This is a genomic window from Halobacillus litoralis (assembly GCF_009856415.1).
GTDB lineage: Bacteria > Bacillota > Bacilli > Bacillales > Halobacillaceae > Halobacillus > Halobacillus litoralis_C.
Genome location: NZ_WMEZ01000002.1, coordinates 473,726 through 495,639, shown reverse-complemented (window position 1 = coordinate 495,639; position 21,914 = coordinate 473,726). Strand labels below are relative to the sequence as shown.

Genomic DNA, 21,914 nt, shown 5'->3' with positions numbered 1-21,914 from the left:
CGCTGTCTGCTTGATGGCGGGACGCAGCCGAACGGTAATTTTGTTATGAGTGTATTCATCCAAGTCGTATTGCCGGTCATTTTGATTTTCGGAGCTGGCTTTACCATACAAAAAATCGCTAAATTAGACGTGAAATCCGTATCGACGATCGCTCTATATGTGATGCTGCCTTGTTTAGTTTTCCAGACATTTTATGAAGCGGATTTGAATGGCGAATATTTGATGATGCTCGTCTTCTCTGGTCTGTTGCTCTTCAGCATTCTTGGAATCAACAAGATTGTCAGTAAGATGAAAAACTATGATCAGAGCATGGAGAGCGGGCTGATTTTATCGACGGCGTTCATGAATTCCGGAAACTACGGTGTACCGATTATTCTGTTTGCTTTCGGTGAAGAAGGATTTGTGTATTCCGTTTCCTTCATGGTTCTTCAGGCGATCATTATGAACTTCTTCGGAGTTTATTATGCAGCGAAAGGAACCTCTGGTCTGAAAATGGCGCTGCTCTCGGTTTTGAAAATGCCGCCAACGTATGCGGTACTTGTGGCGCTTCCGATGAACCTGGGAGGAGTGCCCGTACCTGACAACCTAATGAACAGCATTGATTTGCTTGCAGCCGCAACGGTTCCGATGGTGATGGTCGTACTCGGTATGCAGCTCGCAGGAATTCCATTAAGAAACTTGGAGTGGCCGAAAGTTTCCTATGCCACGACCCTTCGTCTGATCGGTTCACCACTCATCGCCTTTGTTCTGACATTAGTGCTGCCGATGAGTGACATGATGGCCGCCGTGCTGATTGTTTCCGCTGCGATGCCATCTGCCGCAACGACGACGATTTATGCCGTCCAGTTCAACTCGAAGCCGGACCTTGTTTCAAGCATCACCTTAGTGACGACGTTATTCAGTATCGTCACGATTCCTATATTATTGAACCTATTCATATAAAGGAGGAGTAAAGAAATGAGCGAGAAAGTATCAAAAGACGTAAAGGTACACATGAAAGAAACCCAAACGGTTATGGAGCTATCCCAGATCATCCAGCGTTATGATTCAGAAATCATTCTGAAGAAAGTGGTCCAGGGAAGCGTGCACGAAGCCAACCTGAAAAGCTTCCTCGGTCTGATCAATCTAAGACTACAAGAAGGCGACGAAATCGAAGTCACCTGCATCGGCTCCGACGCCACCCAAGCCCTGGAAGAAGTCGAAACCTTCCTTCAGCCTTAATTGGGATTTTATGTAAGACCTGGTCACCCATTACTTGGGTGACCAGGTCTTACTTTATTTGCCAACTGCACAAAAAACTCGTACTGCTTCACGTCTTTGAAGTAAGAGAGAATGGTAGAGGTGGTAACGAATTCGGAGTGATAAGGGGAAGGGGATAAGTAGTGGGCGTAGCTGCTCCACTTGTAGTCTTCAGGTTGGAAGGTGATGAGTGCCCGGCAAGGGTTCAAGTGAATATAGCGACTGACTTGAAGTACAGCATTCACATCATTCTCAAGCTTTGCTTTATAGGGGCCTTCGAAAAGATGACCCACATAGCCGTATTTCTTGTTGAAGTACATCGCGTATTGGGAGTGGATATCCTTCATGAAGGCACCCGGTGGAAGTTCGATCGTTTCAATAAGAAGGTGAACGTGGTTGGACATGAGGCAAAACGAGTGGAGGTGAAACGGGTGGGAAAGCTTAGCTTCCTGCAGCAGTGTTAAATACTTATACCTGTCTTTCTCATCATAAAAAATATCGGTTTTTCGGTTACCTCTAGCCGTTATATGGTACCAGGCCTTAGGAAACCATCGACGCTTACGCATAACATCAATCCTTCCTCATATAAATATCACACCTCTCCTTTATTCGACAAAAGCGCCTAAACTCCTGCATCATTTCCAAATATTGTTGGACCAGGTCTTGCAAATTCTGGTGTACCAGGTCATACAAATAATTCCATCCATATCAATTCTATAACGGCTCAACAAAAAAGATCCGTCTTTTTAGACGGATCTTTTTATGAGGAGCTTTGTTTTTTCTTTTCTTTCCAGAACATGTAGAGGTTCAGGCATAGAAACGCGACACTGAAGATGGCGCTGAACGTCGACATTTCAATGGCGTTCGTGAACCATCCCAGAATTAAATAAATGAGAAAAAATCCTGCAAAAGCGAGATAGAGCATCGTCTCTTCCTTTCCATAAAACATCATCAATAGTATAACATTCTATGGAACGTGGAGGAAAATCGCGATTACTCCGGTGGATACATGTGGAAACGGTAGACGGTGAATTCATTGCCAGCTTCGATGCTGTAGGACTGAATGGGGAGGTGGGCAAATAGCGTGCCGTCGGTTTGTTCGATGGAGATGTCGAGTACTAGTTCTCGATCTTCTAACAGAGGCAGGGGGAAAGGGTTGACGATTTCCACCATCCATTCGTATGCGAGACGCTCGAGGAAGGCATGGGTGAATGTTGTTGGTGCATCATCGAGCCAAATATTCGCTAGAGGGAACAAGGATCGGGACGTTTGCTCCAAAGAAGATTCCTCCGTTTTTAATAGGATAATAGTATTTTCCCTATTTATTACATTGATAAACTGCTGGAAACTTTCCTTTTCATCTGTTTACGCGCTCTTTTAATGGTAGAAAGACTCACTCCTATCCTTAGAGCGATTTCATTCGCTGTGTAACCGGTATAGCACTGTTCAAAAATAATCTGTTCCTTTAGGGTCAGGGAAGAGTAATGATGGATGTCAAAAAGGAGAAGAGGTTCTTGCAGAGGATCTTTTTCATGTAGATGATGGATGGAGAAAAAGTGAACAGCTTCCCTGCTTCGATGGTTTTTGCGGTTCATCGTTTGGAAGTGTCTGTACAAGGATTGAATGAAAAACGTGGAAAACTTGCTTCGGTCGGGGTCATACCTTTCTACACAACGTAAGTAAATGAGGTAGCTTTCCTGCAGGCAGTCTTCATAAGACTCTGGGAGGTCCCAATGACGGAGACTGGAATGGATGAGGCGTTGATAAGCGTGGAAATCGAGAATAGAATCTTTCATGACACACTCCTTTCTATGCATCTATTATCCTGTATTTCCCAACGGAAGGGAAGCAAAAATCAAATTTTCCCCTAGAGAAAATTGAAAAATTTGCAAAACCATGACACCAAAACCCCTTTTTCTTTCGATTATAGTATGAAAGATCATTTAGGGAGGGTGTCTTATGGTCACAGATGAGATGTTTGAAAGATTAGTAGCAGAAAGTGAAGATTTGATCCATTATCACATTCACAAGCTGAATATCAGAGATCGTAACGGAGATTTTTATGCCGAAGGTCTTTTTGCCCTGTGGAATGCCTACCGTACATATGACCCTGAGGCGGGAACGTTGAAGTCATACATGCACTGGAAAGTCCGCAACGCCTTAATTGATAAAATCCGCAAAGATTCAAGAATCTATGAACAGGAAGAGGGGATCGCCGAACGTATCGTGCAGGAAGGGCGCGACCATTGGGAGGACGAGATTACAGATGAACACCTGTGGAATCAGGTGAAGGTGAATCTCACACCGAACCAGTGGAAGTGGGTCTATCACTATATCGTCATGGACCGTTCCATTTCACAAATTGCCCGTTTGGAAAAAGTAACCCAGGATGCTGTGAAGAACTGGGGCAGACATGCGAGAAAGAAACTGAAGGAACTCGGAACGACCATGTAAAAAGCCCCGGAGAAGACTCCGAGACTGTGCGCTTACTTATTAATGGTTATGTTTATTTTACTCAATCCCAGGGCACGGGCAGCTTTAATCATTTTAGCAGCTTCTTGTTCTGCATCCTGGATATGGACGTCATTTCTGGAAATGCTCAGCGTCGTCCCGCCAGACAACATCGTCGCATCCTCTGATGTATGTTGATCCTCTTTAATCGACAAAAACGATTGCGGTTGTTCTTCAATCATATCTTCCTGACGCATACGATTGACGCGTCCACGGATCTTACGACCATGATACACGACGCTCGCATACGGGCATCCTGTCTCAGCAGCGATCTCTCGGTAGTTTTTATCTGTCTCGCCGATCAGACGCTTCACTTCGCTGAGGTCATAATCGTATTGTTTACTCTTCTTCGCCATTTCGAATCCCCCTTTTCATTTCTAGTAACATTGTATACAAATTTTACCCATAATAATAGTAGGAGTTAGTAATTCTTTAAATCTTTTAAATTCACTTACAGGTGTTGTAAACTATTAGGTATGCTAAATGAAATGATAATAGGAAAGTGTGGCTTACTTTGTATAAAAAAATTATATATAGTTTATTACCCCTGGGTGTAATGGGGATGATATTCTATTTTTCTTCTCAACCTTATGAACAACAGGACCTACGTCCAACAATGAACCTATATATCAATTTAGACTTACTTAAACCGGTACTATCATTAATCGAATTCACCTATTACGGCGAGACGATCAATATAGAAAATCGCGGCGTCGACGGCATGTTGGAGTTTCTCATCCGGAAAGCGGCCCACCTGACCGTGTTCTTTCTCCTCATGGTCACGACATTCCTCGCTTTCCATCACAACACGGGATGGGGGTTAAAAGGAAAGCTGATTGCTTCTTACATCATCACCGTTCTCTATGCTTGTTTTGATGAGTATCACCAGTCGCTCACACCAAATCGTACGCCTTATGCAGGGGATGTTGTGTTGGACAGCGTTGGTGGTTTGATCGGGGGCTGCGTGATTCTTTTGTTATTCTTCAGAAAAAGGATTTTCAAACGTTAATGCATGTGGTTCGTTTTAGTATATAGCGCGCCGCAAGAGAATCAGGTCGCGCCAAAGGGAGTCCGTATCGCGCCAAAAGGGGTCGAGTCGCCCCAAAGGAGGACCGAGCCACACCACAGAAAGGAAAATCGCCTCAAAAGCCCGATCGATCGAAACATAACTTCTCTTAAAGAAAACAAAAAAGAGAACCAGCGGAGCATCCTCTGGTTCTCTTCGTCATTTTTCAGGAGCTAGTACAAATGTTTCCGCACCACTCAGATTCACTTGAAGTGGTTCGACTTGGAATTCTTCTAGTGCCAATTCAAGCCGTTCCCGTTTACTTTCATCCCATTCATCAAAAAGGGCAACGGTGGTTGGGCCTGCGCCGCTAATGTAGTGGCCGAGCGACTGTTCTTTTTCCAGGATCTCTTTAAAAGAAGAAAAGCCCGGAATGAGCACCTGCCTATAAGGCTGATGCCAGCGGTCGCTCTGCATCATTTTTCCGGCAAGCGGCCAATTTTTCGTAGCTAATGCAGCGACGAGGACATTGGCACTTCCGCTATTGTTGACCGCCTGTTTATAGTCCATCTCCACAGGCAGCAAACCACGTGCTTTTTCTGTTTCCAAGTGATAGTCCGGAATGATCGCGAGCCACGTCAACTCATCCATTCCCTCTGTGAAATGGACATAATCCAAATGCTCACCATCGTAATTGGATACCATGATGCCGCCAAAAATCGCGGGGCCGACATTGTCAGGATGTCCCTCGATTTCGCAGGCGATTTTGAACTTCTTATAACGGCTCAAGCCGAGCCCCAGGAGATGATCGGCGAGCTCAATGCCTCCGACAACGGCGGTCGACGAGCTGCCGAGGCCTCGGGCAATCGGCACATCATTCGTCAGTTCCACATGTGTCGGAGGCAGCTCTTCATAACCCATAGCTTCGGCTGTGAATAATGCCGTTTTGTAAATCAGGTTGCTTTTACCTGAAGGAATATAGGGCTGGTCTTCCTCAGGAACGGAAAAGTACCACTCATCGGCCGGCTGACAGTCAAGCGTCACGTATTTTGATAGCGCAATGCCGACGGAATCAAATCCCGGGCCAAGATTCGCGGATGTCGCAGGCACTCGGATTTGAAACCGGCTCATGATTGCACACCTGTCACAGCGGAAGCGAAAATGTTGTAATCATTTTCGATGCGCGCCGGTTTGACTGGACTCTTTTCAATCGCTGTGTTCGGATCTTTCAAGCCATTTCCTGTTAACACGTGAACGATTTTCGAACCTTGTGGAATCGTGCCGTCCTTCACCTTTTTGATCATGCCTGCGATGGAAGCACAGGAGGCAGGCTCAGCGAACACGCCTTCTTTTTCTGCTAAATATTGATACGCTTCAACGATCTCTTCGTCCGTCACTTCATCGATCAATCCATTCGATTCATCGCGTGCGCTCAACGCTTTATCCCAGCTTGCCGGGTTACCGATCCGGATGGCTGTAGCCAGCGTTTCCGGGTCTTCGATGATCTGGTTACGGACGATCGCGGCAGAACCGCTTGCCTCAAAGCCCATCATCTGGGGAAGGCCTGAACCATGGCGCTCATTGTATTCTTTGAATCCTTTCCAGTACGCCGTAATGTTTCCGGCATTACCGACGGGAATGCTTAAAATATCCGGTGCAGAGCCAAGGGCATCACAAACTTCAAATGCCGCCGTTTTCTGACCTTCGATACGGTAAGGGTTCACGGAGTTTACAAGTGTGACAGGTTCATGCTCTGCCATTTTCCGGACCATACGAAGAGCGTCATCGAAGTTTCCTTTGATTGCAAAAATTTCCGCACCATACATGACGGCCTGTGCCAATTTTCCTTCTGCGATTTTCCCATCAGGAATGACGACGATGCAGCGAAGACCTGCTCTTGCCGCAAAGGCAGCCGCCGAAGCGGAAGTGTTTCCTGTAGAAGCGCAAATGACAGCCTCTGAACCTTCCTCAATGGCTTTGGCCATTGCCATCACCATGCCACGGTCTTTGAAGGAGCCTGTCGGGTTGGCTCCTTCAATTTTTACATAGCCTTCAATTCCAAGGTCCTGCGAGATGGACGGAATCGGAAGGAGCGGGGTATTCCCCTCATGCAACGTCAGCTTTGGTGTTTTTTCGTTAACGGGTAAAAACTCGCCATACTCATGAATTAATCCACGCCACATGTCAGTTTCCTCCTTCTACACGGAATATGCTGTCAATGCTTCTTACAGAATCGAGTGTTTCAAGATCCTGGATGGCTTTTTCAAAATCTTCCTCGCTCACCTGGTGGGTCACCATCATCAATTCACGTTCCCCTTCCTGGTCGGTGGAACGCTGGGTGAATTGATCGAAGGAGAGGTCGTATTGAGCGAAAATGTTCGTCAAGTCGTTCAACATGCCTGCCTTGTCATCGGCATGTAGACGGATATATTTCTTCGTCACCTGTTCCTTTTTCGTTTTCACCTGCTTAGGGAATTGTGGCTGCACATAGGCTGTACCCGTTGTCCCGAGGCGGATATTTTTCAATACGGCGATCAAGTCCGCTACAACCGCCGTCGCTGTCGGAAGTTTACCGGCACCCGGACCGTAGAACATCGTCTCGCCGACGGCATCTCCATATACATAAACCGCATTGAATTCATCATTCACAGAAGAAAGCGGGTGTTGAATCGGAAGCAATGTCGGCTCGACACTGACAGAAACTCCATTGTGGTCATTTTCCGCAATCCCGATCAGTTTGATGCGATAGCCAAGCTCTTCCGCATAGGTAATATCATCAGAAGAAATGCCGCGGATGCCTTTGATATCGACATCTTCTAAACTATAAGGCATAGAAAAACCTAAGATTGATAGAATCGTCATTTTTCTCGCCGCATCCAGACCGTCCACGTCAGCCGTTGGATCCGCCTCTGCGAAACCAAGATCCTGCGCTTCCTTCAAGACGCTGTCAAAATCAACGCCGTCCTGCGCCATTTTCGTCATGATATAGTTTGTCGTACCGTTCACGATCCCCATCATCTTCGTAATACGATCAGAGGAAAGTCCATCCATGATCGAGCGGATAATCGGAATCCCACCGGCGACACTCGCTTCATAATACAAGTCACAGTTATGCTTCTGGCAAGCTTCGAATAGCTGTTCACCGTGTTGGGCGACAAGATCCTTGTTCGCCGTCACGATGTGTTTTCCATGTTCAATCGCTTCTAATAATATAGTAAGCGTGTGATCGATCCCACCCATCACCTCTACGATGACATCAATCTCCGGATCTCTCGTAATATCCTGGTACTGATCCGTCAACTGGGTCTCAGCCGGAACCTCGCGGGGTTTGGACATGTCACTGACAAGCACAGACTTAATCGTGACATCACACCCTGTCTTATGTTCAATGCGTTCTTTATGATCGCGGAGGATCTCAATCACTCCACTTCCGACCGTCCCAAGTCCTAGTAGTCCTACGGTAATGGCTTTATTCATCGTTCACACTCCTTGTCTACTTGAAATAAACATTATTCTTTGTATAAAGGACATTGTAACGGAAAGGAAATTGAAGCACAAGACCGAATTATCCGACGATTCATAATAACCAAATATTGTATGACCTGGTACACCAGAAAATGGAATTATGAAATATCTATTATGGTGACCTGGTCATACATATTTTGGAATAGGGATGTAAACACAATTTACATAACATTTACAATTGATTAATAAACAGCTGATAAAAGAGTTTTATACCTACCTTGACTATAAAGAAACTAGATTTCGAAAAGATTATCATGGAGAAATGCAATTTTTTAGAATAATTTATTGTAAAGTTTGTAAGGTCGAATACAGAAGAAGATTAGGAGATATTGACTATTCATTCAAGGTACTTTATAACTAATATGAAAATATATTCCAGGAGGTGAAAAAGATGAAATATGGGGGACCCCCAATGCTGCCATTCTCATTAATCGTTTACGACCGTTACATTAATGATCTGGTGCAAAAATGGGGTGTACACACGAGAAAAGATGAATTTATTCGCGAAGGCATGAGAACAGCCTATCGAGTACACAGAGAAAAAGAGAACAGCTATAATCAAGATGCAATGCACATGGAAGTTTGTGGTGAAATCCACAAATCCCTACTTAATTTTTTCCCCTCAGATTAAAGTCACACCTGGAGCAGTAAAGGAAGAAGGCCGCTAGCCTGCCACAGCGGTCTTCTTTTTTTTATGGAAAAGATAGGGTGACCAGGTCATACAGATATTTCCACAAAAGAACCCTCCTACTTAAATGTTATAATTATATAAGTAGTTACATAATTTCATAGCTATTGGTGTAAAAGGTAAAGAAAATGAAAAGATTTCTATCTAAATGCGCCGAAAAAACAGGAATTCGACCAAATAATGGCGAATGAAAAGAACTAGAGAAGAACGAGCAGGATTTCTATGTCGGGCTACTACAGCCGTCACTAGTCGAATTTCCGCTCTTAGAAAAGAACTTCCCTAAATAGCTAAAGAAAAAATAATTACGAAGGAGTGTTGTGCATGTGGAAAAATGATTACAACCGTTGGAAAGAATTTACCGAACTTGATGCTGATCTTGCATCAAAGCTAGAAGAACTAACATCAGATGAACAATCTTTGGAAGATGCTTTCTACAAGAACCTGGAATTCGGGACAGGTGGAATGCGCGGAAAGCTCGGACCAGGAACAAACCGCATGAACATCTATACCGTGAGAAAAGCGGCTGAAGGTCTGGCAACGTATGTCAACGACCAGGGCTTGTCCAACAGGGGCGTAGCGATCGCTTATGATTCCCGTTATATGTCCAAGGAGTTCGCGGTAGAGACCGCTCGTGTCCTTGGTCACCACGGCATTCCTTCTTACGTATTTACATCCTTAAGACCGACACCGGAGCTATCATTTGCTGTCCGTCACTTGAACGCAGCAGCAGGCGTAGTCGTAACGGCGAGCCACAACCCTCCGGAATACAATGGTTTCAAAGCCTACAACGAGGACGGCGGTCAACTCCCTCCTGAGCAGGCGGAAATCATGATCGATTTCGTTAACAAAGTGGAAAACGAATTGAAAGTTGAAGCCGCTGATCAGCAGGAGCTTGAAGAAAAAGGGCTGCTTCGCTGGATTGATGATGACGTTGATGCGGCATATCTTGAAGCACTAAAAGGCGTTACCGTCCAGCCGGATATCAAAAAGGACCTATCCCTCGTGTTCACACCACTGCACGGCACAGCTCGTGATCTTGTGGAAAAAGGACTGGAGCAAAGTGGATTCACTTCCATCCATATTGTAGAAGAACAAGCGAAGCCGGATCCTGAATTTTCTACCGTCGCATCTCCGAACCCTGAGGAACATCAGGCTTTCGAAATGGCAATTGACCAAGGAAAAGCCATCGGAGCTGATTTGTTGATGGCGACAGACCCGGATGCCGACCGACTCGGTGTTGCCGTTCCGAATGAAAAAGGAGAATATGTCGTCCTTACAGGAAACCAGACTGGGGCGTTGTTACTGGATTACATTCTCGGTCAATCTGAACAATTGCCTAAAAACGGTCTCCTAATTAAAACGATTGTCACGTCTGAATTCGGGCGAGTGATCGCAAACTCCTACGGCATCCGTTCCCTCGATACGCTGACAGGCTTCAAGTTTATCGGGGAAAAAATCCGTGAATACGAACAGACAGGCGAGCACACGTTCATGTTCGGTTATGAGGAAAGCTACGGTTACCTTGTAAAAGATTTTGCCCGTGACAAAGACGCTGTCCAGGCCGCTGTCCTTGCTGCAGAAGTGGGTGCGCATTGGAAGAATCAAGGCAAAACGTTGCTCGATGCGCTCGATGAATTGTATGAAAAACACGGCTACTTCCTTGAAGACCTTCAGTCGATGAAGCTCGAAGGAAAATCAGGAACGGAACAGATCAAAGCCATCATGGACGACTTCCGTAACGCGGAAATCAAAGAAGCGGGTGGAAAAGAAGTCGTTGCTATCGAAGATTACGCGAAGACCATTCGTAAACATGTGCAGGACAGAACGGAAGAGGAAATCGATCTTCCGACATCCAATGTCGTCAAGTTCATCCTTGAAGACGATTGCTGGTTCTGCTTGCGCCCATCAGGTACAGAACCGAAGATCAAGTTTTATTACGGAGTGAAATCCGACACAAGAAAAGAAAGTGAAGAACTACTGGCCTCAGTGAAAGCAACAGTCAACGAACGCTTGCATGCGCTCATCTGAATGATTAAACCTCGATTCCGTTTCACGCGGGACCGAGGTTTTTTTATGTTAAGTCGTTATGAACCTACGTTAGATCGCTGTTCCACGAAGTTGGGTCGTTCCCCACCAGCGTTTAATCGCTACATAACCTTCCTAAACACCACTCTAAAAACAAGCGCAACCCACAGCCCATTCCGTATGAATCGCTTTCATTTTGTTGACAAATGCGCCATAATAGAATAAAATACTGAAAATTCAGATTTAATGAAAAAGGGGTGGGCCCATGTTGAACATAAAAATGCTAAAGCCATACTATGTTAAAGAAGACAAACGCTTCATTCGAGTCGTTCTAGCCTACCAGTACTTTTCGCTATTCATTGACAATGAGTTGTATCAGTTCATCCCAATGGAATCAAGAGAAATTATAATCGACCGCAATCGTCAACGGGTGCATAACGTTTTCGATATATTCGTTTTTCAACGGGGCAAGAAAATGGTTTATGTTTCTGTCTCCGATTTGCTGCAACTGCCTGAGTTTATCAAGCACCTTCATACGATTGTGTCGCCGTATTATGAAGAGGGGATCGAAATCAGTCAGCAATCATCTAAAGAAGTAAAGGAAATCATCCGTGAATTAGAAAAAAACAACCTTCGACGCCTCATCGACAAGGCGATCGATCAAAATGATGAAGACGCCTTCCGTCTTCTCACTGAAAAATGGAATAACATGTACACGTAAAAACACCCAGGTATGAACCTAATCATGCCTGGGTATTTTATCCTAATACTACATTCTACAAAAAGTTACAATAACTTTGTGAAAAATCAGAAAAATTAACTGAAATTTGTGAAAAAATAATGAGTATTTTTAAATTTCCATCTATATCCATCTATTATAATAGTACATAGAAGAGATAGGTATAGGAGCATGAGAGCTCATAGAATCGGGGATACAACCGATCATGAAGCTCACCTCATCGATTTAACCATATTAGGGAGGGTGACCGGATGGAGACGCTTTCTGGTAAGTATAAGTTGGATGACGAATGGGTTTCTCTCATAAAGGAAGCGAAAGCGCTAGGATTAAGTACAGAAGAGGTCAAACGCTTTTTACAAAAGAATCAAAAACAAAAGAAAACGGTTTGACACCCTTTACTTGAAAGGGTGTTCTTTTTTTGACATGATAGAATTAATGAGTATTATGATGCAGTGAGGGGTCTATCATGACGAAATATGAAATTATAAATTTATTAAAGGATTGTTCCATCGCTCTACACACCCCGGTTTTGTTAATTAACGAACGAAACAAATTGTCCTACCATTTTCCAGACAGTTTTCAAAAACCACCGTCCGTATTGAGAGACTTACATAGAAGTTATATCAATGAAAGCAGAAAACGTCCATACACCATTCAGTTGTTTACAGATCCTTATGATCAACATCTTTTTCTCTATCCCATGGAGATGGAAGGTAAGGAGTATGTATTAGGTGTCGGTCCATTTTTGCAGCAGGATGTATCAAGAAAACGTGTGAAAATGAGTCTTGTCATGAATGATCTGGATTCGGAATTCGAGGAACAGTTCGTTCAATATTACCAACAGCTTCCTATATGGAATCAAGTTCAAATCCATTCGGTTAAACGGTTGCTTAACCAACTATTTCCAAATAAAGAAAATAAAGTCAGATATGCACTAGAGGAAGAAAAAGTCCGTAACCATTATCAAGCTTTTACTCAGTCGCTTCACTCGTACCCTGAAATTGTAGCTTCAAAACAGCATTTTATTGATCTCTTTAAGAAAGGGGAAGCACAAGCTTTAGAAGAGTATCAGGCACACAGAGAAAAATCCCTCATCAACCCTGACGTGCGAACGATGAAAAATCATATGATTCGTCTTGTGTCCGAGTTAGGTTACATATGCATTGAAAAAGGAGCCCAGCAGGATGAAATCAACTCCCTTAGTGACTTCTATATCAATTTCTTAGAGTCAAAGGTTTTGTTGGAAGATTTGAAGTCTCTCGAACTGAACATCCTGCAATCCTTTCTCGATCGTATAAAAAAAATTGATGAACACCCTTATCATTCACCACTGGTAGAAAGAGCACAGAAATACATTTTTCAGAACTTGACGAAAGAGCTCACATTGAAGGGGATTGCAGAAACGTTGAAAGTGAATCCCAATTACTTATCAGGGGTGTTTACGAAAGAAAAAGGGATGTCCATCACTCACTTTATTAACCAGCAGCGAATTAAGGAAGCGAAAGAACTTTTATGTATCACCCATCACTCATTGATGGATATTAGTATGCTGCTCGGATACAACAGCCAAAGTTACTTCACGAGAGTTTTTAAGAGCATGGAAGGCATCGGCCCAAAAGAATTTAGACGAAAATATCAAATAGAAAAGAGTTAAACAGCCATGGATTGTTATCTTGGCTGTTTTTTTGTTCTCAAAAAAGAAATGAAAATAAAGGATATGCATGATATCGGTAGTATTTTGTTTATAAAACGTAGATAGTAAACAAATTCAGATGTTTCCTTTAAAGAACTGAGATATTATAATATTCTTTATAAAGAACAAAAGTCAATTACAATGAAGGTGAGGGAGAATGGATGATGTCTATTGGGGAAAAGATCCGCGTGTTGCGTTTAGGAAAAGGGTTGTCTGTGAATGAATTTGCGAAAGAGTCCGGAGTTTCTAAGTCATACATCAGTAATATCGAGAGGGGCGTACAAAAAAATCCTTCACTCATTATCATGGGAAAACTGGCAAGGACACTGGATGTACCATTAGAAGAATTATTGACGCATAAGTACGGAGAAGATGACCAAAGGGAAAAGGTGACGCGTGAATGAAAGGAGAAAAAGCTTGTGTGATGATCAGAAAGATATGGATGATGAGTGGGTGACTCTGATCAAAGAAGCAAAAGAACGAGGGCTATCCATAGATGACGTCAAAGGTTTTCTCCAAAAAAATAATAACTACGAGCTTCTTAAAATGGAAAAGTAGGAGGAGCATGTGTGAAAAATAAAACGATATTTAAGCGCGAAGCCACCTTTAAAAATCAAATCAACTTTCCCATCCCTCCTATTCCATTAAAAACGGAGGAGAGCATCCGTTTAGATGGTGTGGTCCATCAGTATTCACAACTATCCCTAAAACATGGATGGTCTTTATTGTGTTCAAACAATGATGTGGTTGCTAATCACTATGAACGGGGAGATGAGGAGGAATTTATGTTAAGTATTGCAGGGGATGAGTCTCCATTATCTTATGTACAAGCAGCGATGTGTTATCATCACCTGCTGGAGTATAGTCATAGAAGAACCGATGTCATATCACAGGCAATCATTGATGATGACTATGTTCGCCAGTTGGATCTACTAAGAAAGTGGAAGTTGAAAAAAGTGAATAGAAGCTTTAACCCCCTCTTTTTTTATGATTCCTTTATGCACCCTGCTGTCATCTTTTTCACTTACCATGTCGAAGGCTTGGAGGTCATCCAAAAACATGTACACAGGTTTGACGTGGGAGGAAGTTATAAGCTCAGGACACTCCGAAGAACATGGGCTACAGTCTCTTAACATAGAGCGTGGACCGTCCACACCCTCATGAAAAAATAATGGAAGCTTAGTTCAACCAGATCATTTTGGGCTAGGCTTTTTAATCGTTTTATTCACGGGAGGCTAGGATTTTCATAAATTAATAATATAATGCTTTTAATTATTAAAAAATTAAGCTATTATTATATGAGTGTTTATTATTTAGACAAATTTCCCAGGAAATAAGTAGATTTTTGAAACCTTTTAGGAGATGGAATCGTCTAATGCAGTACATACATAGACAGCCGTCAGAAAAAGTCGTTTAAAGACGAAGGTTTAAGTAAATATAAGAGATTAAGAGAACAGAAAAGGTGGGTAGCATGGATAATTTACAGGAAGTATTACAAAACATTATTCAACGAACAGAAAATGCTGAATTGCTATCGTCTAGAGAAGTTATTGATCAATTAATAGAGCAGCTGCAAGAATAGAAAAAGACGCCCTGCGAGGACGTCTTTTTTTATTGCGGCTTTAGGGAGAATACTTTCTTCATAACCAAATGAATGAATGTGGTCAAAAAACCGGCAATGAATAAGAATACTATGAACATGAACGGTTGGTTGTACCGATCATAGGAAAAGAAAATATTGTTTAAGATTGTCGTGTAGAGAATGAGCAATAGCAAAAACATGTATTCTCTTTTCCCTTCTCGCAACAGGAAGAAGACCGTTAAGGAAGCTAATCCTAAATACATGATCCAAACTTGGATTTTGTTGACCAGCTCTTTGCTTATATTGAATATTTCAATCCAATAGAATTGGGTTTCCCATTGGTTAATGGTTTTAAATTCGATGTAAGACTTTAAAAACAGTTGGGGATCTTCTTCCCACCATGTTTTTATTCTTTCTATGGCTGCTTCTTTTTGTAGACTCAACCTTTCGTAGGCATGGGCAGTGTCCATATCTTTTATATCCTGCTTCACTTTTTCATAGGGTTCGCCAATATTATATCCATGTCCCTGGTACGTTCCTAGTAGAAGAGGGTTTCCGGATCCGCCCGTCAGTGGGATGAATTCGTCATAATGGATATAATTCCTCACCCACCATGGGCCGAGAGTGATGAGTAAAATACCAATCGCAATAAGTGCTTGTTTGAGAGCTAACTTTAGCGGGTATTTTTTTGCGATGAAATAGATGAGCAGTACGAATGGATATAAAGCGATCGTAGCTTTGAACATGATCGCACTCACGTAAAAAAGCATCAATAGAAAGAAATGAGACATTTTCTTCTCATTGGCTAATTTGATGGAAAAATAAACGAGACCGAGCAAGCAGGTCATAAATGGTGTTTCTGTCAATAATAAATTATCCGTCAAAACTTGGGGCACAAAAATAGCTAAGAAAAAGGCGGCTAGAAGTCCGACCTTGATGTTTGCTATGTACTTGCCAAGGCAATAAACGAGGTACACATTCAATGTACCTAATAGGATGAATAAGGTTTTAGCTGCATAAATGCCTAAATCACCATGACCAAGGAAGAAGAAAATACTTGCTAACAGCACGGTCTGACCAGGCATAATGTGGACGGTCGGGTGTGTAGGATCATGATAGGTAAGCATACCGGTTTCAAGAAAGGTAACCGCACTAGAGATATATCCGGCATCGTCACTATTTAGATATAGAGACAAGCCGTAATTGAGCAGAGCGGTTAACCTTAGGGCTAATGCCAGTCCAACAATGAGCCAGATGAAGTGATTTTTATATCGTTTGAGAAAAGAAATCATTATGTCGTGCTCCTTACATGCTGTTACTAGAAAAGCCGATCAGTGAAACCCCGATCATAATTAATAGGACACCGGCAATTTTCGTCGTTGATAATGGCTCATTAAAGATGAAATAGGCGCCAAATACAGCAAGAATATAAGCGATACTTTGAATCGGGTAAGCGACACTGAGTGGGACTCTTGTTAGAATGAACAACCAAAGGACGGTTGCAAATCCGTATAGAGTCAGTCCTCCAATGATAAAAGGTGATAAAAATAATGAAATGATGTCACCGATATTTTGAAAGTTGACTTCTTTCTGCATGAGTCCATATTTCCATAAAAATTGTCCTGAAACTAGTACTAGGGTGTTTAAAAAGATTAAACCAAAGTTCACGATTCCCATGTAATACATCTATCCTTTGAGTTGATTTTTCTTTATTTCTCGTATTTCTTTATTTAAATACGCTAATTCTTGCGTTAAATTTTTCACTTTGTTCTGTTGCTTCGTAAGGCTGATGGTGTGAAAGATTAATAGATTCAAAATGATCAAGAACGCGAGCACAAAAATAAGGGATGGCATATAGGCGATCCCAATGGAACTTGCGAGCTGATTGATTTTATCTAAGAATAATGCCAGTAAGACACCGATGCTTGCAAACATCAACCAAATAAACGCTTGTTGATCTTGTAATTTATTTTTGGAAGTGAAGTACATCACTTGCCCGAAAAAAAATAGAGCTGAGACGATAACGATGATTTGTACGATGCTCATAGGTCCTCCTTAAAATATCGACCTGATTAAAGAGAAGTAGGTGACTTTTGTCATGTAATAAATAGACTTGATGGGAGTAATGGAAGATTGTCCTCCCTGTCGGTTATTCATTTCGACTTTAATTTCTTTAATTTTGAATTTCTTCTTCGTTAAATGAACCAGGACTTCCACTTCTGGATAATCGATAGGATAATGGTTGGCAAATTCCTGAATGACTTTTCGGTTGGCTACCCGATAACCAGAGGTAGGATCGGTGATTCTGATTCTAGTGAGTAGCTTAAGCATGGCATAAAAGTAATAGATTCCGATTCTTCTTGTGATGCTTCCTCTGTAACCACTTCGCTCAACAAATCGGGAGCCTATGATCATGTCATATCCCGTATTTTCAATTTCATCAATCAAGTTTCTCAAATCCACTGGATTATGCTGGCCGTCGGCATCCAGTTGAATGGCGTAATCATAACCGTTTCTTAGAGCATACTTGTACCCGGTTTGCATGGCTCCCCCAATTCCCAAGTTATTAGGAAGGGTCAGGTGATGAATGCCATTTTCTTCAAGAATATAAGGGGTGCGGTCTTTTGAACCGTCATTAATAACGATATAGTCGTAATCGGTAGAGGCTTTTACACTTTGAACGGTATCATAAATCGAATCTTCTTCATTATAAGCTGGTATAATGATAAGAACCTTCATAAGGTCTTTTTTCTCCTTTCCATAATGGAAAATAATGTTTCAAATATTTCTGCACAACGAATATTGTAACATACAGTAGGAAGAGGTACATGCTCAAAATTTACTGTGTAATTGGAAATTAGAGAATTTTTTACAATAAACGACATGATGGTTGCATCCGTATGATATAATGTAACCGCCTAAATTCACGTAAACTTTAAAATAAGTGAGGATTTTTATGAACATATATGTAGAAATGACAATAGCGATTTTACTATCCATGACCGTCAGTTATTTGCTGGTTTTTCCTGTTATGAAACTAGCGGTGAAATGGAAGATGATGGACTATCCAGAACTTCGGAAAATACATAAAGAAGTTACCCCAAGGATGGGGGGACTGGCTATTTTTGGAGGGGCGGCAGCAGGGATTATTTTTATACGACCGGACCTGCCTTACATCGTTCCGATCTGTATTGGAGCCATTATCATCGTGTTGACAGGACTTTTTGATGATCGTTTCCAAATACGTCCGATCATGAAACTGGGGGGGCAAGTTTTAGCTGCGGCTATTCTCATCTTCTCGGGATTAAAAATTGATGTGTTGAGTATCCCTTTTATTGGAATGGTGACATTAAATGAGCCTATCAGTATCCTTTTTACATTCTTTTGGATCATTGGGATTACGAATGCCATCAACTTAATTGATGGACTTGATGGACTTGCGGCTGGAGTGTCGACCATTTCATTAATCAGTATTGCGGTCATGGCACTGGCCATTGAACCTCAAGTGGCCATCGTTTACCTTTGTGTTGTGTTAATAGGAAGTAATATCGGCTTCCTTTTCCATAACTTTTATCCAGCACGCATCTATATGGGCGATACCGGGTCGCTTTTCTTAGGATACTCGATGTCTGTCATCTCAATGGTTGGCTTATTTAAGAACGTGACCCTCTTCAGTTTTGTGATTCCGATTATCGTCCTGGCCATTCCAGTATTCGATACACTCTTTTCCATATTAAGAAGGCTCATCAATAAACAGAAAATCATGATGCCGGATAATAAACACATTCATTATCAAATTTTAGCCGCGGGCTTTAGTCACCGAGCCACTGTTCTTATTATTTACGCGTTCAGTGCACTATTCGGGTTTTTAGCTTTATTATTCTCGTTAACGTCATTTGGGATTTCATTGATCATTACGTTCGTTTTGCTCTTACTGCTTCACTTGTTTGCGGAAATGACTGGAGTCGTTTACCGAGGGAAGCGACCGATCATTGACCTCTTTACGAAAAATGAAAAAAAGAAAGAGAAAGACCATTAAAAAAGTCTTGCTGGCTTCTGTCCAGCAAGACTTTTTTAGGTTTCATTGATTTAGAAGGAATCCACATCTCCAAATGTAATAAACCACTTCTCTGGATCTTCTAACCCGATGGTATGGGCTGATATTTCTTTGCCAACAAGAGGCATAGGGCTGTCTTTATGGACAAACCCTTGTTTCTTCAGCGCCTTTACCGGTGGGGAGTGTTCTAAACACCAGGTCTGGATGATATCGGCATCATGAAGATTGAGAAAAACCTGTCGCAATAGTAGTGGCCAGACATCGTCCGAGAGGGTAAGCCAGTCCACGATGAATCCGTTGGTGAATTTTCCTTCTTCTTTCGTCGTTACCACGTACCCTTTTAACTCGTCACCTTCAAAACAACCGTACATGTCATAGGAGTTTTCCGGGTGGTCATGATATCTCCAGTTCAAGTAGGCTGAATCTCTTACCACCATAACGTGTGAATGGTCTTTTGCTTGATCAGCAAGGCGGTCAAAAGAGTGGTCGCACTTGTTGATTTTCTTGAACTTATAATCACTGTCTATTCTCTTAGGTCCTCTGAATTTCTTATAAATCTTATCGAATGGTTTAAAGATCCCTAGAGGACTTACTTTTGATGATAAAAGCGAAAAAGGCTGCTGGATAAACAGCCAGCGAGGCATATCCGTCATATGATGGGCTCCTGTATAGCGCAGGAACAACTCTTTAGCTTTCGGTGCAGGGAAACCATAGAGATAGTCAATGCCTGCCTGTTTAGCCTCAAGGAGCAGAGAATCGTTCAATTGCTTATAAATCCCTTTCCCTCGAGCTTCAGGGTCCACCATCGTATCAGCTCGCAGCCCAATCTTTGATTTCTTGCCATCGATATAGGCTTCGGTAATCCATAAACTAATGTGACCTAGAATTTTGCCACCTTCATCGTACAATAGAATAAACGGCTCGGTTTGTTTCGGGTTATCTATAAACTTCCAGCTCCAGGATTGGAGGGGGCGATCTTGACGAAATGTTTTCTTGAAAAGTTCCTGAATTTGATTTTCATCTCCAGGCTGATAATGTCTGACAGTCATAGTTTTCTTCCCTTTCACGGTGTATTGCTTTCCCATTATAACAGATGAAAGAAAATGAGGACTCCTAAAATAGGAGTCCTCAGAGTTGTTAAGCTTTGCGTAAGCGATTATTAAGATGAAGCATATTCGTCAATAGCAGGACGATACTGATGGCAAGGTAGATACTTACCGCAGGAGCGTAAAGCACATGCCCAGCTAAAAACGCGATTCCTGTACCAAATCCGATGGACAGTAAAATCAATATGTTTTGTGGATGTAACATTTCGCCCGGCGCTTTAAAGAGGAGTTTTAAAAACAGGCCGGCGATTATTAAGAATGGTGTAAGGATTAAAAGAATTCCTAGAATACCGAAAGAGAAGAAGAGGTCAAAGAAATCCATTTCGATCAACTTTCGAATGTCCTCATAATTTCCTGCATATCCCATGCCAAAAGTTTTCTGTACAACATCTGCTTCTTCATACATGCCGTAGATGTGAGCGAAATAAATGTTCCGTGAACTCAAGATAATTTTCAGAATAGGTGATTCAATCAGTGCCTGCTCGCCAAGTGCTGCAGCAGCATCATCTCCACCTTTCGTTCCTCCATCTTCTTCACCAGCTGGATCCTCACCGGCTCCTTCTTCGATTCCATCTTGATCAGGGTCTTCCGTGGCTTCTCTTTGCTCATTGATTTGACCGACATCTCCTGACACGTTCGAGAAGGTCGGAGAGAATGGTGTGGCAACCAAGAATAGGATCAAAAAGATCAGAGAGCTGATCAATCGTAAATGCAGATGAGATTCTTTTGTCGATGTTTTCACTTTCGAAATCAACCAATAAATAAGGTAGCTGACAAAGACAATGACCGAAGCACCCAGGACGGCGAAGAACCCGACTTTCGTTCCAAGAAGGATGGAAACAAGGGCAATGAAGATCATTGGGATAAAGTAATACAGCTTTTTAAGGTTATCGACTTTATTCAACGTGTAGATATAGACCAATGGGAAAGAAATGGCGATGATTGAGCCGATTTCATTTCCGGAGTTGAACCAACCTTTGAATCCGAACTTGTTCCATTCATACGTTTCTGAGGACGTTCCTGTAAGGATGGCAAGGAACATACTGACAGCGATGATGACCATGGCAATCGTGATGGCTTTCATGATTCGCATACGTACGATTAATGTTTTATCTAACGTGGTAAACAGTAACAGATACGCTCCAAGCATAATCGGGAAATACACGGTTTTCGCTAGGAACTGTAGTTCAAGGAACGGGTTGAAGATCGGTTTTGCAAAAAAGTTATAAATCAATCCGATTGTAAGCACAGCGGCTAAGGCTATCAAATAAGTAATGACGTATTTCTTCAAGCGGCTGGAATTACCAAAGAAGATGAACCAGAGAGAAGCGGCCATGAAAAGGACCCGGACGATTATGCCGATTGTCAGGCTCGCATTCAACGCTTGCATTGAAAAGTATGTTAAAATATCTAGTATTGGCTGTATGATGATGAAGATCAATAAGAGCTTTTCGAACAGTTCTCTGTTTAATAATTTCGACATGAATAACACCTCAGTAATTTTCCTTGAATATGGGATTAGCCACATTGAAGTATAAACCATTACTTGACAGCTGTCTATAAATGATCGAACTTGTCTAACGGTGTTGGCAAGTCGAAATTTATGTTGATGCTCCAAGGGAAAAACAAGTATAATGAATAGTTGTGAATACATGATCATAATTGGAAATTCCCTGTGGATCCATAGGATAGAATGGTTCGTGTGAACAGATAATACGAGTAATGGACACATAGGATTATTCG

27 protein-coding genes are annotated in these 21,914 nt (G+C 42.2%); 13 read left to right on the top strand and 14 right to left on the bottom strand.

Annotated elements, in window-relative coordinates:
- The first annotated feature begins 45 nt into the window (after positions 1-45).
- Together GLV98_RS07945 and GLV98_RS07940 are read left to right on the top strand one after the other, a co-directional pair.
- Positions 46-942 carry an AEC family transporter gene (locus GLV98_RS07945; RefSeq protein WP_160913826.1) on the top strand — a complete coding sequence of 299 codons (897 nt, stop codon included), beginning with the start codon at positions 46-48 and terminating at the stop codon, positions 940-942.
- Between the two features lie 15 nt (positions 943-957).
- Positions 958-1,221, top strand: a complete 264-nt coding sequence (locus tag GLV98_RS07940) for an HPr family phosphocarrier protein (protein WP_160913824.1) — start codon at positions 958-960, stop codon at positions 1,219-1,221.
- Positions 1,222-1,244: 23 nt separating this feature from the next.
- On the opposite strand, the gene GLV98_RS07935 is transcribed toward GLV98_RS07940, so the two are convergent.
- The 4 genes from GLV98_RS07935 to GLV98_RS07925 form a co-directional block, all read right to left on the bottom strand.
- Positions 1,245-1,805, bottom strand: a complete 561-nt coding sequence (locus GLV98_RS07935) for a transposase (RefSeq protein ID WP_160913822.1) — start codon at positions 1,803-1,805, stop codon at positions 1,245-1,247.
- Positions 1,806-1,999: 194 nt separating this feature from the next.
- A complete protein-coding gene (locus GLV98_RS19965) occupies positions 2,000-2,191 on the bottom strand; it encodes a hypothetical protein (RefSeq protein WP_237417094.1) in 192 nt (63 codons plus the stop codon).
- A 41-nt stretch (positions 2,192-2,232) separates the two neighbouring features.
- Positions 2,233-2,517 (bottom strand): hypothetical protein, encoded by a 285-nt coding sequence (locus GLV98_RS07930; protein ID WP_089652072.1) that lies wholly within the window; start codon positions 2,515-2,517, stop codon positions 2,233-2,235.
- 47 nt (positions 2,518-2,564) lie between these two features.
- Positions 2,565-3,035 carry an RNA polymerase sigma factor gene (locus GLV98_RS07925; protein ID WP_160913819.1) on the bottom strand — a complete coding sequence of 157 codons (471 nt, stop codon included), beginning with the start codon at positions 3,033-3,035 and terminating at the stop codon, positions 2,565-2,567.
- A gap of 163 nt (positions 3,036-3,198) precedes the next feature.
- On the opposite strand from GLV98_RS07925, the gene GLV98_RS07920 reads away from it, so the two are divergent.
- Complete coding sequence (locus GLV98_RS07920) at positions 3,199-3,693, top strand: sigma-70 family RNA polymerase sigma factor (RefSeq protein ID WP_160913817.1); 495 nt, start codon at positions 3,199-3,201, stop codon at positions 3,691-3,693.
- Between the two features lie 32 nt (positions 3,694-3,725).
- On the opposite strand, the gene GLV98_RS07915 is transcribed toward GLV98_RS07920, so the two are convergent.
- Positions 3,726-4,106 carry a hypothetical protein gene (locus tag GLV98_RS07915; RefSeq protein ID WP_160913815.1) on the bottom strand — a complete coding sequence of 127 codons (381 nt, stop codon included), beginning with the start codon at positions 4,104-4,106 and terminating at the stop codon, positions 3,726-3,728.
- A 200-nt stretch (positions 4,107-4,306) separates the two neighbouring features.
- On the opposite strand from GLV98_RS07915, the gene GLV98_RS07910 reads away from it, so the two are divergent.
- Positions 4,307-4,759, top strand: coding sequence for a VanZ family protein (locus GLV98_RS07910; protein ID WP_160913813.1), 453 nt, complete (start codon positions 4,307-4,309; stop codon positions 4,757-4,759).
- A 216-nt stretch (positions 4,760-4,975) separates the two neighbouring features.
- Here GLV98_RS07910 and thrB read toward each other — a convergent pair whose 3' ends face one another.
- From thrB to GLV98_RS07895, 3 genes are read right to left on the bottom strand one after another with little or no spacing between them, the layout of a single operon-like run.
- Positions 4,976-5,887, bottom strand: a complete 912-nt coding sequence (gene thrB, locus GLV98_RS07905; protein ID WP_160913811.1) for a homoserine kinase — start codon at positions 5,885-5,887, stop codon at positions 4,976-4,978.
- On the bottom strand, positions 5,884-6,939 hold the full coding sequence (thrC, locus tag GLV98_RS07900; protein WP_160913809.1) for a threonine synthase: 1,056 nt from the start codon (positions 6,937-6,939) through the stop codon (positions 5,884-5,886). The genes thrB and thrC overlap by 4 nt, the downstream gene beginning before the upstream one ends.
- A 1-nt stretch (position 6,940) precedes the next feature.
- The gene (locus GLV98_RS07895; RefSeq protein ID WP_160913807.1) at positions 6,941-8,233 is read right to left on the bottom strand and encodes a homoserine dehydrogenase; all 1,293 of its coding nucleotides are present in this window, start codon (positions 8,231-8,233) and stop codon (positions 6,941-6,943) included.
- Between the two features lie 439 nt (positions 8,234-8,672).
- Between GLV98_RS07895 and GLV98_RS07890 the strand changes: the two genes are divergently transcribed.
- The 8 genes from GLV98_RS07890 to GLV98_RS07855 all read left to right on the top strand — a co-directional run bounded on the left by GLV98_RS07890 (position 8,673) and on the right by GLV98_RS07855 (position 14,559).
- Positions 8,673-8,912, top strand: a complete 240-nt coding sequence (locus tag GLV98_RS07890; protein ID WP_160913805.1) for a hypothetical protein — start codon at positions 8,673-8,675, stop codon at positions 8,910-8,912.
- Between the two features lie 378 nt (positions 8,913-9,290).
- A complete protein-coding gene (locus GLV98_RS07885; protein WP_160913803.1) occupies positions 9,291-10,997 on the top strand; it encodes a phospho-sugar mutase in 1,707 nt (568 codons plus the stop codon).
- Between the two features lie 262 nt (positions 10,998-11,259).
- Entirely contained in the window at positions 11,260-11,715 is a 456-nt protein-coding gene (locus GLV98_RS07880; protein ID WP_160913801.1) for an IDEAL domain-containing protein, read from the top strand.
- Positions 11,716-11,984: 269 nt separating this feature from the next.
- Entirely contained in the window at positions 11,985-12,122 is a 138-nt protein-coding gene (locus tag GLV98_RS07875) for an anti-repressor SinI family protein (RefSeq protein ID WP_160913799.1), read from the top strand.
- 77 nt (positions 12,123-12,199) lie between these two features.
- Entirely contained in the window at positions 12,200-13,387 is a 1,188-nt protein-coding gene (locus tag GLV98_RS07870) for a helix-turn-helix domain-containing protein (protein WP_160913797.1), read from the top strand.
- A gap of 203 nt (positions 13,388-13,590) precedes the next feature.
- Positions 13,591-13,830 (top strand): helix-turn-helix domain-containing protein, encoded by a 240-nt coding sequence (locus tag GLV98_RS07865; protein WP_237417070.1) that lies wholly within the window; start codon positions 13,591-13,593, stop codon positions 13,828-13,830.
- 13 nt (positions 13,831-13,843) lie between these two features.
- Positions 13,844-13,984 carry an anti-repressor SinI family protein gene (locus GLV98_RS07860; RefSeq protein ID WP_237417069.1) on the top strand — a complete coding sequence of 47 codons (141 nt, stop codon included), beginning with the start codon at positions 13,844-13,846 and terminating at the stop codon, positions 13,982-13,984.
- Positions 13,985-13,995: 11 nt separating this feature from the next.
- Positions 13,996-14,559, top strand: a complete 564-nt coding sequence (locus tag GLV98_RS07855) for a hypothetical protein (protein ID WP_160913793.1) — start codon at positions 13,996-13,998, stop codon at positions 14,557-14,559.
- A gap of 478 nt (positions 14,560-15,037) precedes the next feature.
- On the opposite strand, the gene GLV98_RS07850 is transcribed toward GLV98_RS07855, so the two are convergent.
- Genes GLV98_RS07850 through GLV98_RS07835 form a run of 4 tightly spaced genes read right to left on the bottom strand, consistent with a single transcriptional unit; the run spans position 15,038 to position 17,747 of the window.
- Positions 15,038-16,300 carry an ArnT family glycosyltransferase gene (locus tag GLV98_RS07850; RefSeq protein WP_202409963.1) on the bottom strand — a complete coding sequence of 421 codons (1,263 nt, stop codon included), beginning with the start codon at positions 16,298-16,300 and terminating at the stop codon, positions 15,038-15,040.
- Positions 16,301-16,313: 13 nt separating this feature from the next.
- The gene (locus GLV98_RS07845) at positions 16,314-16,685 is read right to left on the bottom strand and encodes an EamA family transporter (protein WP_160913791.1); all 372 of its coding nucleotides are present in this window, start codon (positions 16,683-16,685) and stop codon (positions 16,314-16,316) included.
- 9 nt (positions 16,686-16,694) lie between these two features.
- Positions 16,695-17,054 (bottom strand): DUF2304 domain-containing protein, encoded by a 360-nt coding sequence (locus GLV98_RS07840; RefSeq protein ID WP_160913789.1) that lies wholly within the window; start codon positions 17,052-17,054, stop codon positions 16,695-16,697.
- A 9-nt stretch (positions 17,055-17,063) separates the two neighbouring features.
- Positions 17,064-17,747 (bottom strand): glycosyltransferase family 2 protein, encoded by a 684-nt coding sequence (locus GLV98_RS07835; protein WP_160913787.1) that lies wholly within the window; start codon positions 17,745-17,747, stop codon positions 17,064-17,066.
- A 217-nt stretch (positions 17,748-17,964) separates the two neighbouring features.
- On the opposite strand from GLV98_RS07835, the gene GLV98_RS07830 reads away from it, so the two are divergent.
- Positions 17,965-19,047 carry an MraY family glycosyltransferase gene (locus tag GLV98_RS07830; protein WP_160913785.1) on the top strand — a complete coding sequence of 361 codons (1,083 nt, stop codon included), beginning with the start codon at positions 17,965-17,967 and terminating at the stop codon, positions 19,045-19,047.
- Positions 19,048-19,097: 50 nt separating this feature from the next.
- On the opposite strand, the gene GLV98_RS07825 is transcribed toward GLV98_RS07830, so the two are convergent.
- Complete coding sequence (locus GLV98_RS07825; protein WP_160913783.1) at positions 19,098-20,114, bottom strand: GNAT family N-acetyltransferase; 1,017 nt, start codon at positions 20,112-20,114, stop codon at positions 19,098-19,100.
- An 88-nt stretch (positions 20,115-20,202) separates the two neighbouring features.
- Complete coding sequence (locus GLV98_RS07820; protein WP_160913781.1) at positions 20,203-21,654, bottom strand: O-antigen ligase family protein; 1,452 nt, start codon at positions 21,652-21,654, stop codon at positions 20,203-20,205.
- Positions 21,655-21,914: the final 260 nt, after the last annotated feature.